The organism is Alteribacter populi, assembly GCF_002352765.1.
Taxonomy (GTDB): domain Bacteria; phylum Bacillota; class Bacilli; order Bacillales; family Salisediminibacteriaceae; genus Alteribacter; species Alteribacter populi.
The window spans coordinates 2,331,848-2,347,305 of sequence record NZ_KZ293963.1; the positions used below are offsets into that span (position 1 = coordinate 2,331,848).

The following is a 15,458-nucleotide window of genomic DNA, read 5'->3' on the forward strand; positions in this document are numbered from 1 at the left end:
TCATAATTCGTCTTATTTTGTAATTAAACCTCGTAAAAATTCTTTACATAGTTAGTAAAACTTGGCCCTTCTTAACTATTTGTTTACCTTCTTTTTAATTTCGGGTAAAATAGATAAGAATTATTTAATTTTATGAAACTTATTTTCCGTTTTTCACGTCTTACAATACAGTGATAGAATTTGATACAAGAGGAGTGTCTAACTTTGACACAATTACGAACACAAATGAAGCAAGAAAAGAAAAAAAAGTCGACATTTCGACGTTTTATGAAAATAACTGTCATCACAATGTTACTCCTAATTATAACTGTGGGTGCAGGATTTGCTTACGTTACCTATAAGGTACACGATGTTACGTCAACAACTAATCAAGAACTCGATCGAGGTGATCGTTCAGAATATAGAGTGGAAGCTGTCAGTCCTGATAAAGACAACATCTCTATTCTGTTTTTAGGAGTAGATGACCGTAACGGTGATCTATCGGGACGAACAGACGCTATGGTCCTAGCAACATTTAACCAAGAAGAAGGAACTGTAAAAATGTTGAACATACCTCGCGATTCCAGAGTGGATATTCCCGGAAGACAAAACCTTGATAAAATCAATCATGCACACGCTTATGGTGGGGTTGACTTAACTGTGGAAACCGTTGAAAATCTGCTCGATATTCCTGTAGACTACTTCGTCACCTTAGACTTTACTGCATTTATGGAAGTGATCGACACCTTTGGCGGGGTTGAAGTAGACGTCCCATTTACTTTCTCTGAAATGAATAGCCGTGATCAAGCAAATGCGATTACTGTTAACGAGGGGCTACAAAAGCTCGACGGCGAAGAAGCATTAGCCTTTGTTAGAACAAGAAGAAATGACAATGATCTCCAACGTGGCGAGAGACAAAAACAAGTACTTGAAGCACTTATAAAAGAAGCTGCCAGTCTTTCATCAATAACAAGATTCAGTTCCGTGATGGATAGTATCGAAGATCATATGAGAACTAACTTAAGCTTTGGCAATATCGTTAGCTTACATTCGTATAGCTCCGGTTTAGACGAAATTGATTCACTCTCAATTGATGGAAGTGATTCACGAATCAATGGTATTTATTATTATGATCTAAACCCAGAATCAAAAGAAGAAATTTCATCAAAGCTAAGATCACACCTTGACGTTGAAGACAGCAAAGACGACGAAACATCACTAACTGAAAACATTGAAACGAACTAAAACTTTTCATAAGAGAGAGTGTCTCAAGAATTTGAGACACTCTCTTTTTTCGTTTTTATGAACTGATTTCGAGCTAAGTCAACCGCATCCTACTAAAAACGACGAATTACCTTAAATAGTAGGATAGTATACAAATAGTTTATATGGTATTTTGTATAAAAGTATGTAAAGGAGGAAGAAGAATCCAATTGAAAAAAATAGACTGGGGTTCCCCGATAAGTGTTGCTTGTGTCGGGATCTTTTTAATCGGGCTCGCAATGCTATTAGACACGATATGGAAATACTTTTTAGCCGTTGGATAAGGTAGATGATCAGGAGGTAGTCTTTTGAAGAAAAATGTCACAATCTTTACCTTAGTTTTTGCATTAATGATTCCTTTATTCATTTTTGATTTAGAACAAAATGCTTTGGCAAATAATGACGACGTCCAAACGGGTGAGGTGACAGCATCATCATTAAATGTTCGTGCGCAGCCTACAACCAGCTCTAATGTGATCGGTTCATTATCGAAAGGGAACAAAGTTTCTTTGTATGAGCGCTCGCGTAATTGGTACAAAGTAAAGGTTAATAATCAAACGGGTTACATTCACAGTGATTACGTAAGCGTCACAACTGAATCACTGTCAGGACGAAAAGGTGAAATCACAGCAACCAAATTAAATGTCCGTTCTCAAGCGTCTACCTATTCTACTGTAGTTGGAAGCTTAACAAAAGGTACGGTTATTGACCTTCACGAACGAACAGGGAGTTGGTTCAAAGTTAAAGTCAATAATCAATGGGCTTATATACATAGTGATTATGTTAAAGTCTCAAGCGGATCTTCTGGTTCCGGATCTGACTCCGTTTCCGAACAACAAAAAGGCGAAGTCACCGCTTCCAGACTCAACGTCAGGTCTCAAGCTTCCACCTCGTCTAACGTGATCGGCAGCTTAACTAATGGCACTGTCGTTGACCTGCATGAACAAACTGGGAGCTGGTTCAAAGTTAGCGTGAACAATCAGTGGGGATTCATTCATAGCGACTATGTTATAACTTCGGGTGGATCTTCTGGCTCTGATTCCAACTCTGATACTGTTTCCGGGCATCAAAAAGGTGAAGTGACCGCTTCCAGACTCAACGTCAGGTCTCAAGCTTCCACCTCGTCTAACGTGATCGGCAGCTTAACTAATGGCACTGTCGTTGACCTTTATGAACAATCTGGAAACTGGTTCAAAGTTAAAGTGAACAGCCAGTGGGGATTCATTCACAGCGACTATGTCAAAACTTCGGGTGGGTCTGCTGGCTCTGAATCTGCTACCGAACAACAAAAAGGCGAAATCACTGCTTCCAGACTCAATGTCAGGTCTCAAGCTTCCACTTCGTCTAACGTGATCGGCAGCTTAACTAATGGCACTGTCATTGACCTTCATGAACAATCTGGAAGTTGGTTCAAAGTCAACGTTAATAACCAATGGGGGTATATCCACAGCGACTATGTGAACCCCATTTCTGTGGGCTCAACTCCATCAAATGGCCAGCTTAACGGCAAAACCATCTTTCTCGACCCAGGTCACGGCGGAAATGACTCAGGTGCAGTAACTGGAAATGATCAGGAAAAAACACTTGCTTTACAAATCTCAAATAAACTTAAAAGCGAACTTGAGAGCCTAGGGGCTGAAGTCATTTCAAGTAGAACGAATGATCGTTACGTTGCCCTTGGTGAACGTGTGAATATGGCCAATAATACGAATGCAGATATATTTGTTAGTATTCATTTAAATTCATTCTCAGACCCTAATGTTAGCGGTACTGAAGCGTTTTACAATACTGTCCATGCACCTAAGAATAGTAAACAGTTAGCAAGTAGTATTCAAAACCGGCTAGTTAGTGAACTCAACCTTAGAGACAGAAACGTAAAAAATGCAAACTTTGAAGTCATTCGCTATACAAAGATGCCTAGTAGTTTAGTGGAAATTGGTTTTATGACGAACGCTCAGGACTTAAACATAATAAAAAACGACCAAGATAAAGTTGTAAACAGTCTTAAAAACGGGATAGTTGATTATTTTAATTAAAAACAGAAGGTACCCCCTTATAAAATAACCAAGGGGGTCTTTCATTTGAACCGACAAACAAAAAGACAGCCTCTCTAGAGAAGCTGTCTCCTATAGTTAATTATCTTTATTCCCTTCTGACACTTCAGAAAATCTATTAATCTTTAAAATTCGTAATAGCGGTTTATAATCCTTGTTTACTAAACCTAACATTTCTACTAACAACTCTACTGCTATTAACACAATAAGCGAAATGAGGAATGCACCTATCACTGTAGAGTAAGAGTAAATGAAAGCAGCAATTCCTAATAAGGCACTAATGGCATAAATGATAATCACAGTTTGACGATGTGAATATCCTAACCTTAAGAAGCAGTGGTGTAAGTGCGAACTATCTGCTTTATATATTGGGGTTTTATTGATCGTTCGTCTAATGATAGCAAAAAATGTATCGATAATCGGTACGCCTAGGATAAAAATAGGGATCACCAAGGACACTAACGTTACATTTTTAAAACCTAACATCGAAAGAACCGCAATCATATACCCAAGAAATAACGACCCCGTATCCCCCATAAAAATCTTTGCAGGATAGAAATTATAAACTAAAAATCCAAGAGTACTAAAAAGTAATAATAATGCAACAATCATCACATATTCATTTCCCATAATAAAGGCCATTGCAGAAATAGAAATTAACACAATAGATGAAACGCCTGACGCTAGGCCGTCTAATCCATCAATTAAATTAATGGCATTCGTTATCGCAAGGATCCAGAATATTGTAATGGGAATGCTCAAAATCCCAAATTCAATAACGCCGCCAAACGGAAGGTTAATAAAACTTATTTGTAATCCACCATAAATCACAACAACAAATGCTGCGAATAATTGACCAATAATTTTAGCGATTGGCGACAACTCAAAGAAGTCATCTAACATACCTACCATCATAATTATTACAGCACCTAGTATAATCGCAAAGTGAAAAGGATCATATGGATTTACAATTGCTAAGCCAACTATAAAACTTAGAAAAATTGCTAAACCACCTAATCGGGGCATTAGTTTTTGATGGACCTTCCTCGATGAAGGTTGATCTACAGCACCTAGGTTAAGTGCAACTTTTATAACAATTGGAGTAATAATCAATGCTATGACAAAACATGCTATAAGAACAAAAATCAAATTCATTATTGCCACCTCTAAAGGTTAAAATTCTTAACCATATTTTAAAGAAAGGTTTACATACTTTACCCGATATTAATTATATAAAACAATTCCCTATTAATCTACACTTTTTTTCACTTACAATATTTTAGACGACTTAAGTAAAAATAAAGTTTCATAATATCTAAATACATATTACGTTTAAAGCCAGGTGTTAAGCTACCCAAAAGAACATATGCCAACCGAACTACATATTCTCATTGTAAAAAAGTGCCTATCCAATGGCCCATACATGTAAAGGTGTTTGATTTTACCAATAATCTTAAAATCGTGTTTTGATTAATTTTAATATAAATTTTGGTAATGATAACATCCTCTTCCATCTAGCCGGTTGACTAACTAACCTGTAAAACCATTCTAAGTTTAAACGTCTCCAAAACTTTGGTGCACGTTGAACTTCGCCCGATAGAACGTCAAAACTTCCACCCAATCCCATAAATACACCTTTTTTAAAATGGTGGATGTTCTTTGCAATCCATTTTTCTTGCCTCGGAAAACCTAAAGCTACAAAAATAAAATCCGGTTGCTCATGTTTAATTGTTTCTATAATGGATTGATCATCATCATCGAAAAAACCGTGATGTGAACCTGCAAGTTGAACGTTCGGATACTTTTCATTAATAACACCAACAGCCTTATTTAAAGTGGTGTCTTTAGCACCAAGCATATAAATAGAGTATTTATTCTCATTTGCAACTTTCAATATGTCCATAAATAAATCAAATCCAGCGACGCGCTCTGGAATGTGCTCCCCTAAAATCCTCACGCCCTTAACAACACCTATACCATCAGGTGTTATTAAATCTGTCTTTTGAAGCACGTCCATGTATTGCTCGTCTTTATTGGCATAAACAATAATCTCCGGATTTGCCGTAGCTATAAACTTCTTCTCTCTATCTCTAACTGCTTCATTAATCAGAGTCAACGTTTCTTTTTGAGTCAGCTTAGAGATGTTCACTCCCAATACATTTAATTCCTTCATAAGCACCCACTCTTTTTAACGACAATTTACACTCACTTGCATGAATCTTTCCTTACATTGAGCGCTGAAATAACATCATCTGTAATGATACCATCGGCCCCCAAAGAGAAATACTGCTTTAACCATTTAACATCATTGATCGTATATGGCCTTATTTTAAATCCACGTGAAATAAGGCCTTGAACCTCTGCCGTATCACGAGTTGTGTACTTAAAGTGTAAACTACCAAATTGATGAGATTGGAGGTATTGCTTTGTACACATTAATGACCCATGTGAAATGGGTGCAAACTCTATACCACCTATGTCTTGTTGAAGTGCGGCTAAAATTTGATGGTCGAATGAAGATAAGATTATTTTTTCTTTGTGTGGAAAAGTTTTTAGAATAGGCTTAATGGCATTAATATAAGCCTGTCTATCCCAAGCAGCTAACTTTACCTCGATATTCAATAAAAAGTCTTCAGATTTAAAACGAGCCAACACATCTGCTAACTCAGGTATCTTTTCATTTCCTTTTTTGAAAGATAGTTGAATAATTTCTTCACGAGTTTTTTCTCTAATATACCCCTTACTATTTGTCATACGATCTACAGTAGGGTCATGCATGACCACCAAACGATTGTCAGAGGTTAACTGAACATCGAACTCTATCCCTTCAGCACCGAGTTGAAAAGCCTCTTCAAACGATTCCATTGTGTTTTCCATGTAGTTATCCTTATGTCCCCGGTGAGCAAAAACCTTTACTTCGTCGTTCAAAGTTACCCCTCCCTATAATCATTTGAAAAGTGTTAGAAAAAGAGCCATAATCATACACGATTAAGGCTCCATCATACTAATTTAAAATCTCTAGCTTGTTGCACTCTTTTCCGCAAGAGCTTCTTCTCTGTATTTTCTTTTCTCTTTCTTAGACATTTTCTTATACTTTTTTAAAAAATCTTCATACCTCGGTAATACTTCCTCTACAGTTCCGTATTCCTTCACTTTCCCAAACTCCAGCCAAAGGATTTTCTCACAAAACTCTTTCATCTGCCCAAGAGAGTGACTAACAAATATCATTGTCTTCCCTTGAGATTTAAATTCATTCATTTTGTCCAAACATTTTTCCGCAAAGGACTTATCTCCGACAGATAACGCCTCGTCAATAATTAAAATGTCAGGATTGATGTTTACAGAAATAGCAAAACCGAGCCGTGATTTCATTCCGCTGGAGTATGACTTTACAGGTTGATCTATGAATTGTTCGAGCTCAGAAAACTCGATTATTTCAGGTTCAATAGCTTCAATCTCTTTCTTTGAGAATCCGAGCATTAAACATTTTAATTCAATATTATCTCTACCAGTCAAGTCACCTTTCAACCCAGAAGCAACAGCAATTAAAGCAGCCTGACCATTAATGTCGACTGTCCCTGAAGTTTCCGGTAAGATACCCGCAAGCACATTAGATAGTGTTGACTTCCCGGAACCATTAATTCCAACAAATCCGACAACATCCCCTTTTTCCGCCTCAAAATTGACATCTCTTAAAGCATAAAAGTCCTCACCATAGCTCTTGGGTAAAATAATATCCAAAACCCTTTCAGAAGGCTTAGAATATAATTTGTATTTTTTTGTAATATTTTTAGCAATAATTGATTTATCCATAGCTTTCACTTCCGATTATAAAAAGTCAATAAAATGTCTTCTAAACTTCATGTGAAGAGCAGAACCGATCAACAAGAGAACAATGGTTACAGCCCAAAAGTACAATGTGTACTGCCATTGATCGATGAAATACCAACCCAATCCTAGAAATCCTGCTCGGTAACCTTCAATTAAATAATATAGAGGGTTAATTTTCATAATAACCTGTATCGCGTCAGGCAATGTACTAATAGTCCAAAGTATTGGCGATAAATAAAGTAACATTCTAAGCGTCGCTTGCAAAAACATTTGAACATCGCGAATGATTGTCGATAACGTAGAGGTAATTAAAGCTAACGAATACGTAAATACAAACGTTGCTAAAATAAAATAAATAAATTGTAAATAATATATATTGATCGGGTAACCGGAAAAATGCAATACAACAATTGTAATGACAGCTAAAATTACATGAATGTAAAACTGAGAAAAAATAACAATATTTGGTATTACACTCATCGGAAAGTTCATTTTTGATAACATCTTTAATCGGGAATAAATCGATTTTGATCCTTGAATAGTGGAATGGAAAAAGAAAAACCAAACAATGATTCCCGGCAGCATCCATTGTAAAAATGGCACGTGCATACCCTCAACAACCTCAATTGCTTCACGTTCCCTGATCCCATACCCAAACACAAACCAGAAAATCATAATTTGAATGAGCGGGTTAATGATTTCCCATGCCATTCCCAGGTAGTTGTTGTTGTTAGAGCTTTTCATTTCGTATAGTGATAACCTTCTAATTAAATAGAAGTGTTTTACCTGTTCCTGTATAACAGAGAGTGCAGCTTTCATAAAAAGGTCCCTTCTTATCAAAAAAATTAAACACTATAAAATTATAATAAACTAGCCATCAATAAACAATAGAAGAAATTTTCCTCCTACACATTTCAGAAAATTAGTTCACCAAAGTTACGACAGTCTAGACCTACTTAAAGACTTTTTCAATGACTCTTGAGGTCGCATTTCCATCCTCCAAATGAACAAATCGGCTTGCATACTCATTAAACTTTTGTCGATCACTCTTCAGCTTTGTGTTTGTAATTCCCTTTATTGTTCCTATTACTTCATCAGTATCTTTAACAAGCGGACCAGGAGCTTCTTCTTCAAAATTAAAATAAAAACCCCTTAAGTTATCTCTATAGTTTTCAATATCATATACAAAGAAAATCATTGGTCTTTTTAAAATTGCATAGTCAAAGAAAACAGAAGAATAATCGGTCAACAATAAATCGGAAATGACATATAATTCACGAATATCTGTGTGATTAGACGCATCGACTACAAACCCCTCATAGTCACTCAAGTCTACTTGGTCAGCAACTAAGTAGTGTAGCCTTAATAAAATGATATATTCTTGTCCTAACTCTTTGTGCATTTTTTCAAGATCTAGCATCAAAGAGAATTTGTATTGACCTCTTTTATGGTACTCATTATCTCTCCACGTCGGAGCGTATAGAATAACCTTTTTATTATTAGGGATTCCCATACTACTTTTTATCTTACGTACATCATCACCAGAAGAATGAATTAGGTAGTCATTTCTAGGGTATCCAGACTTAATGATTTCACCCTTAAAGCGAAACGCTCTTGTAAAAATCTCTGTAGAATAGTCATTAGGTGAAATTAAATAGTCCCACCTGTTGGATTCTGAAGTGAAGTTCTTTTTATAGTTTTCGGTATTTGTACCAGGCATATGAACCTCTTCAATATCAACCCCTAGTTTTTTTAACGGAGTCCCATGCCAGGTTTGAAGATAAACCGTTTTATAAGGTTTAGGGACCCATAACGGAAGGCGGCTGTTGGATACCCAATACTTTGCTCTTGCCATCACAAGTAGCCACCTCAAAGAAAACCTCGGTAGTACATTTAGATCGTATTCTCCAAATCGAGATAAATATTTCGGGTCTACACTCCAATAACAAGTGAATCCCGGAAAGTCACTAGTGAGCTTTTCATAGATTGCTCTGGGGTTACAACTATATTGCTTCCCCAAAAAACTTTCAAAAACGACAACATTACTTTTTTTGGGTAAAGTACCTACTATAATAAATAAAAGTTTATACAGATATTTGATTAAATTTGTTCGTCTGATCCTTATTAACATTGTTCTCATTGTTAAATACACCTTCTCTTATCAAATATACAGTTCATAGAAGTCCACAAAAAAAAGAAGCGAAAACGACCCCGCTTATTATAAGGATTAATTCTGCATTAGTTCATTTTTTATTTTTGTTGTCGATATTCCTGATGTTCGAGGCAAATAGATCACTTCACACTTCTCTTTTAAGAAGTCGAATTCCCCTTCCCAGTCATCACCCATTAAAAAGATGTCCACGCTATACTTCTCTACATCGTATACTTTTTGTTCCCAGTTTTTTTCCGGAATGACTTCATCTACATAACGGACAGCTTCAAGGATCATCTTCCTTTGTTCAAAACAATAATAAGCTTCTTTACCCTTTAATTTATTAAACGCATCTGTTGAAATAGCTACAATTAGATAGTCCCCTAAATCCTTCGCCCTTTTTAAAAGGTTAATATGTCCCCAATGCAAAAGGTCATAGGTTCCATAAGTAATTACTCTTTTCATCAATTTCTCCTCCATTAACACATTTCCGTAAATTCCATAATACTCTATGTTACGTTAGACGCTGGAGTCGTAAAAAAAGTTACTCCCTAATTATATCACACAAGACTAATTTACAGTTTTGTATTCAATGTAAAAAAACCCACAAGTAAATACATTATATACTTTTGATTAAAGCAATATGGCTTACCACTTCTGATTAACAATATCGTTTTATTACCTATTTAATCTTGTAGAATTATGTTATAAAATGATAGATACTGAGAAATTCATGTCCTTTAAATAAGGGCTAATATTGGATCATCATGGATTTCGAATTGTATTTTCTAGGGTTCTTACTCACTTTTATTTATAAAAAATTTTATAAAAATGAGGAGCATTAAGGAGGAGATAAACGCAAATCCATAAACTATTAACCTATTATTTTAGAACTCTACTCTATTAAAGAAATGCTATATAACCTGGAGGTTTATTAAATGAGCTTGAAAAAAAGACAATTTTGTTTCGTCACTACCATTGCATTACTTTTCTTTTCTGTTTTCTATTCTAGTCAAGCTTCTAGTGCCGAAGAGCCTAATTACGAGATTCAACAATCAGAAACCTTTGAAACTTCTACAAGTGAATCTATTAGCTTAATCTCAACTGATGCTAATCTGATGATCAACAACAACGAGGAACAAAGTAACTTGTTAATCAATGACAAAGGTTATAGTGCCATTGATTTTGGACATATTGAACAAATCACAGAATTTACTGTTGGTGAGGATACATACCTACTAGTAGAGAAACGTTATTCTGGTAGCGGAAGTATTTTATCTTACGACGTTTTTCATGTAGTAAATGGAAATGTAACATCTATTCATGAAGCAGAAGATATCCCCCGTGGAATTGTCAGTATTGATGATGAAAGCAACGAACTAACAGAAGCTTCTCCAATTGTCGGTGAGGATGATAGTTTAGCAGAGCCTAGTAAAGTCCAAGTACAACAATTCGAGGTGTCACCAGAGTCCTTAGTACCCACTCAAATTGAAGAAATGTCTATTAATGTATATAAGCAAAAGTTTTCTGAAGAAGAGTCACAATTCCACATGTTTTCTACGAAAAGTAGTAACCCAAACCCAAGTGATAGTGAAATAAACCGCATGCTCACCGAAACAGCTTTAGAGTATAATATTCCACCCGAGGTTTTTAAAGCGATTGCATGGCAAGAAAGTAGATGGCGCCAATTTGACAGCAATGGTGATCCATTGATCGGTTTCGATGGCAGAGGTTTGGGGATTATGCAAATCACTTATTCTAAAGAGTTCATTGAAGATAATCCGGACATTGAACACAAGTTAAAGCATGACATTGAATATAACATTGAAATTGGTGCAAAAATTCTCATCGATAAATGGAACTGGACAGGAAACCTTATCCCTACAGTTAATGATGGTTCGTGGGAAATCGTAGATAACTGGTATTTTGCGATTACAGCATATAATGGTTTAGGAAGAATTAATGATCCGAACTATAACACTAATGCTTCGTACCCCCCATTTCAAAACCATATTTATAATCATATGCGCAACTATGGGTTATTAAATATCCATGAAATCCCTAAAGGAGAACTTGACATTACACATAGTAGCTCAGGTGTAATGCAATTCAGAGATAACAAAATGCAATACGATACACCTAACCCTCACACCGAGACAAAACACTTACTAGGGTCAGGGGATACTGTATATACGAATACCTCTACCACTTTAACGTTAAGAGATGCACCTGGTGGTGATAGAGTAACGTCAATTCCAAATGGTAGTAAATTAACAGTCACTGGTGATCATAAATATCAAAATAACAATTCAAACCATTTTGTTTGGGTTCCGGTAGATTATAATGGACAAACAGGTTACGTTGCATCAAGCTATTTAGTTGAAGGTAGCAACACTGACAGACTGTACGGCCAAACCCGTTATGAAACAGCGGCTATGATTTCTCAAGAAGGCTGGTCACAGTCTGACACAGTTGTACTCGTTAGAGGGGATGACTTTCCAGATGCATTAGCTGGAGCACCTTTAGCATACGATTTAGATGCACCAATGCTTGTAACTAGAACCGACTCTTTAAGAAAAGAAACAAAATCTGAAATTCAACGATTAGGTGCTAAGAACGTTGTGATCTTAGGTGGACACCTTGCGATAGATGAAAGTGTTGAAAAAGAACTTGATGAAATGGGTTTAAATGTTGACCGTATAGATGGCCCAACACGTTTTGATACAGCACGCATGATCGCTGATCGACTAGGTGGTAACCATCAGGAAGCAATTGTAATTAACGTTGATGCATTTGCTGATGCCATGGCTATTGCACCCTACGCAGCTAGAAATGGTGTGCCAATCCTACTAACTAAAAGAGATAGCATTCCTAGCCAGACAAAGCAATTACTGGATGGAACCAGTAAACAAATTGTCCTTGGTGGAGATTTAGTAATTTCAGACTCAATTCTTAATAAAATGTCTAATCCTGAGCAGCTAGCTGGGCATACTAGGTACGACACAACAGATATGATTATCAAACAATTTAACGAAGGTCGTTCCCATGCGTATGTTGTTAGTGGTAATGACTTTGTAGATGGTTTAACTGCTTCAGTTTTAGCAGCAAAAAGAGATGAGTCCATCATTTTAACTGGCAAAAACACTTTGCCAGGTGTCGCAAAGAACTCCATGAACGACTTCTCAAGAGTCACAGTAGTTGGCGGTCCTATTGCAATCTCGGAAGATGTTGTTAGTCAAATTAGAAACAGATAGATCTAAAAAAGTGTGGACCCTTGCAGTCCACACTTTTTTTGTATTAACATCACATTAACTTTCTCCTCATTTCAATTGCTTCATCAAAAATGCGTTTACAGTTACTTTCATCCTGGAAATCGAATATTTGTTGCGTGAATTGTTTTTCAGCAAGGTAAGTCTCTACATATCCGGTTAAAGTATCAATAAGATCTTTTTCATTAGAAACTATATCACCAAAAAACGTTTCCTCTTCAGGTCTTAATATACCGTTCTTAAAAAAACGTTCTTTATCAAAGTGATAAAATATGACAGGTTTATTCATATAATTAAAGTCATATGAAACACTAGAATAATCAGTAATCATAAGCTTACTTGTTTTGATTAAATCTTGAACTCTTGCATCTCCAAAAGAAACTATCTTCACTTTTGGATGAGTGGTTAAATCTGCTGACCTAAAGTATTGCTGCATTCGATAATGAGGATAAAACGTTAATTCCAGATCATGCTTAGTCAATAGTTCATGCAAATCAGGATTATTCATAAGTGATTCATACCTCATAAGGTACTCTGACTCGTTGAAGGTTGATTGGGAGGTTAGCCACTCCCTCCAAGTAGGAATCAGTAGGATATTATTTTTAAGCTCTACTTTAGAGTGCAGCTCATCATACCTTGGCAATCCTGTAACCTTTACTTCTTTTTCATTATAGCCAAACTCGTTAATTAGAAGTTCTTTCTCATTAGTAGAACTTGCACAAACCATATTAAACGGGTTTTTATACTGATTTTTGTAATACTCTACTTTTTTTCTTCCTAAAACTCCATGTTGGAGAAACACTTGTAATACAGACTTGTAACCCTCAATTTCACTACCTTTAAATGGAAGAAGGTAATCGATATCATGAGAAGAGAAAAATGCGGTTGCATCTATACATTTCTCCACATGATCCTCACTCCCAATATATAAAACATTACCAAAGTGCCTGATATTCTCTTCGTCTTTAGAGCCTGGCAATATGGCATAATAAACCTCCATATCCGGATACTGTTCTCGACAGTATTTAAAAAAGTGATACCCATTCTCTTGTGCGGTATCTGGTCTTTCACCTATTATCCATAGTTCTTTTTTAGTCCCACCTTCTTTTAATATACGTGGCTTTTGATTAGAAATCACTTGTTTCCCTTGTTGGGTTATTGTTTCAACCCTAATATTCCCTTTAGGTGTTAGGCATAGGTAAAGGGAAATTATCTTCCCATCACGTTCAATTTTAGTAGCATACAGAAAATCATCCTTAAAATATTCGAATGTCTTAAAACCTAACTTTCGAATTTTTTTATGTTTACCTACTTGTATCTGAATGTATACGTCCAAAATATCCTTTACTCTATTAGTTAATTTAATAAGCTTTGTAGTAGGAATGTTTACAGTAAAAGATTTATTGTCACCACCAACAGAACCCGGATAACTCTCTGCTTCAATTTTACAGTTCTCACCAGTTAGCCTGTTCATTAAAAGCAAAGTGATATGCTGTGGTTTGTAGAACACACTTTTCGGCCGCTGAATATATCCAACACCGTTAATGTTTAAGTAATTTTCACTTAAGGAAAGTTCTTTTATATCTCTATAGAGTCCGGCTTCTCTTACCACAAACAACAAGTCCTGGTCCTCTGTGAGAGAAAAATATGTTTGATAAAGTTTGTCCTCTTTTGTGAGTTCTCGCATCGTGGAAGTCTTCATCGTTTTTAAGTCTGTCTTCACTTTAAATAGAATAGTATTACCTTTATCCTCTTTATAGAAATATACATCATATTTCTTATGATTTAACTCCATCAAATCCATGAATAAAGAAAATTTAACCTTATACCTTTCCGCATTTTCAAATTCCATAACATAAGAAAGCTCAGTTTCAGTATCCGATTCATAAAATTTCAGAAAGCATTGTCCTTCGAGCGGAACTGGTATGTCCAAAAGGCCAGTAATTTTACATTTGGTATTGCACATTGGGGACATATGTAAGCTCTTTAACCTAGCCACTAATGGATTAATTTTTAAGGATAAAGAACCCTTTTTTGTAGTGAATGTTGAATACAGAAAAGGCTCTCCGTGGTTTTGGAAAACCGTTTTTACAATATGTTTAGTCGTACGTCCTACCTTCATTCTAAATAGTGCTTTATTTCCCGCCCTCTCAACAAAGAAATAAAAATCAATTATTCCATCCAAAGCCGGAATATCTTCTAAACATATGTCCAAACTCCATGATTGTTTCGTGTTTATCTCTATCGGTAAATCTATAGAAAAGTCAGTACCTCTTTTCTTTAAAGTAATACCTTTTTTCTCATACTGCTTAATGACATTTAAAAAATCTGGGATTAGGGTGCCTTCCAGTGTAACGATATTTTTATGATTAGAAAATAACTCAATCTCATTAATAAGAGATGAATGATAGTGTTTTATGCTCAAGTTTCCTTTTATTGTTTTATATGGTTGATAGATCATATTTTTCTCGAAAGTAAACTGGTCGTTTAAGGAAAACTCCTTCTCTTCATTTAAACGTACTCTGTATCGTTTTTCAGTTTGATCTTCTTTTACTACCAAATGAAAAGACCACTTTATAATACGTCGGATGTCTGACAAAGGAAGCAATTTTAAGGGAACTTCGGTTGTGATGATAACATGCCTTCTCATATAGCTTTTAACAATTTCTATCGTGTCTAATTCAACTTTTATTAAATTACTATTGTCCATTTGTTTTATTTCAATATAGGAATACTTTTTCCAGCGATTCAGATTTTCTTTAGATGGTAACTTTAAAAGTTTCATTTGTAAATTCAGTGTTTTATCTGAAATATTCATATCTTTCAAAGTGCATATATTGTCCTTTTGAGAGTTTTTATTGGTAAGTTTATTCAGTAGTTTCATGATTGTCACCCTCTATAAATTAAACT

11 protein-coding genes are annotated in these 15,458 nt (G+C 35.6%); 3 read left to right on the forward strand and 8 right to left on the reverse strand.

Going from position 1 to position 15,458, the window contains the following annotated elements:
- Nucleotides 1-204: 204 nt before the first annotated feature.
- Entirely contained in the window at nt 205-1,224 is a 1,020-nt protein-coding gene (locus tag CDZ94_RS11305; protein WP_096437099.1) for an LCP family glycopolymer transferase, read from the forward strand.
- A gap of 326 nt (nt 1,225-1,550) precedes the next feature.
- Nucleotides 1,551-3,278 carry an N-acetylmuramoyl-L-alanine amidase family protein gene (locus CDZ94_RS11310; protein WP_096437101.1) on the forward strand — a complete coding sequence of 576 codons (1,728 nt, stop codon included), beginning with the start codon at nt 1,551-1,553 and terminating at the stop codon, nt 3,276-3,278.
- A 96-nt stretch (nt 3,279-3,374) separates the two neighbouring features.
- Here the strand turns inward: CDZ94_RS11310 and CDZ94_RS11315 are convergent, their stop codons facing one another.
- From CDZ94_RS11315 to tagD, 7 genes are all read right to left on the reverse strand, one after another.
- On the reverse strand, nt 3,375-4,451 hold the full coding sequence (locus CDZ94_RS11315; protein WP_096437103.1) for a glycosyltransferase family 4 protein: 1,077 nt from the start codon (nt 4,449-4,451) through the stop codon (nt 3,375-3,377).
- Between the two features lie 298 nt (nt 4,452-4,749).
- Nucleotides 4,750-5,469 carry a WecB/TagA/CpsF family glycosyltransferase gene (locus tag CDZ94_RS11320; RefSeq protein ID WP_096437105.1) on the reverse strand — a complete coding sequence of 240 codons (720 nt, stop codon included), beginning with the start codon at nt 5,467-5,469 and terminating at the stop codon, nt 4,750-4,752.
- Nucleotides 5,470-5,501: 32 nt separating this feature from the next.
- Entirely contained in the window at nt 5,502-6,224 is a 723-nt protein-coding gene (locus CDZ94_RS11325) for a glycerophosphodiester phosphodiesterase (protein WP_096437107.1), read from the reverse strand.
- Between the two features lie 90 nt (nt 6,225-6,314).
- On the reverse strand, nt 6,315-7,109 hold the full coding sequence (gene tagH / locus CDZ94_RS11330; RefSeq protein ID WP_096437109.1) for a teichoic acids export ABC transporter ATP-binding subunit TagH: 795 nt from the start codon (nt 7,107-7,109) through the stop codon (nt 6,315-6,317).
- Nucleotides 7,110-7,124: 15 nt separating this feature from the next.
- Nucleotides 7,125-7,946 (reverse strand): ABC transporter permease, encoded by an 822-nt coding sequence (locus tag CDZ94_RS11335; protein ID WP_096437111.1) that lies wholly within the window; start codon nt 7,944-7,946, stop codon nt 7,125-7,127.
- A 133-nt stretch (nt 7,947-8,079) separates the two neighbouring features.
- Nucleotides 8,080-9,267, reverse strand: a complete 1,188-nt coding sequence (locus CDZ94_RS11340) for a CDP-glycerol glycerophosphotransferase family protein (RefSeq protein ID WP_096437113.1) — start codon at nt 9,265-9,267, stop codon at nt 8,080-8,082.
- A gap of 87 nt (nt 9,268-9,354) precedes the next feature.
- Nucleotides 9,355-9,744: a glycerol-3-phosphate cytidylyltransferase gene (tagD, locus tag CDZ94_RS11345; RefSeq protein ID WP_096437115.1), complete on the reverse strand. Its 390-nt coding sequence runs from the start codon at nt 9,742-9,744 to the stop codon at nt 9,355-9,357.
- A gap of 473 nt (nt 9,745-10,217) precedes the next feature.
- On the opposite strand from tagD, the gene CDZ94_RS11350 reads away from it, so the two are divergent.
- Nucleotides 10,218-12,533, forward strand: a complete 2,316-nt coding sequence (locus CDZ94_RS11350) for a cell wall-binding repeat-containing protein (protein WP_096437117.1) — start codon at nt 10,218-10,220, stop codon at nt 12,531-12,533.
- A 49-nt stretch (nt 12,534-12,582) separates the two neighbouring features.
- On the opposite strand, the gene CDZ94_RS11355 is transcribed toward CDZ94_RS11350, so the two are convergent.
- On the reverse strand, nt 12,583-15,432 hold the full coding sequence (locus CDZ94_RS11355; protein WP_096437119.1) for a CDP-glycerol glycerophosphotransferase family protein: 2,850 nt from the start codon (nt 15,430-15,432) through the stop codon (nt 12,583-12,585).
- Between the last annotated feature and the right edge of the window lie 26 nt (nt 15,433-15,458).

Bases quoted from the DNA above. Each gene is read 5' to 3' on its own strand.
- CDZ94_RS11315 (WP_096437103.1), bottom strand. From the start codon at position 4,451: ATGAATTTGATTTTTGTTCTTATAGCATGTTTTGTCATAGCATTGATT.
- CDZ94_RS11320 (WP_096437105.1), bottom strand. From the start codon at position 5,469: ATGAAGGAATTAAATGTATTGGGAGTGAACATCTCTAAGCTGACTCAA.
- tagH (WP_096437109.1), bottom strand. From the start codon at position 7,109: ATGGATAAATCAATTATTGCTAAAAATATTACAAAAAAATACAAATTA.
- CDZ94_RS11335 (WP_096437111.1), bottom strand. From the start codon at position 7,946: ATGAAAGCTGCACTCTCTGTTATACAGGAACAGGTAAAACACTTCTAT.
- CDZ94_RS11340 (WP_096437113.1), bottom strand. From the start codon at position 9,267: ATGAGAACAATGTTAATAAGGATCAGACGAACAAATTTAATCAAATAT.
- tagD (WP_096437115.1), bottom strand. From the start codon at position 9,744: ATGAAAAGAGTAATTACTTATGGAACCTATGACCTTTTGCATTGGGGA.
- CDZ94_RS11350 (WP_096437117.1), top strand. From the start codon at position 10,218: ATGAGCTTGAAAAAAAGACAATTTTGTTTCGTCACTACCATTGCATTA.
- CDZ94_RS11355 (WP_096437119.1), bottom strand. From the start codon at position 15,432: ATGAAACTACTGAATAAACTTACCAATAAAAACTCTCAAAAGGACAAT.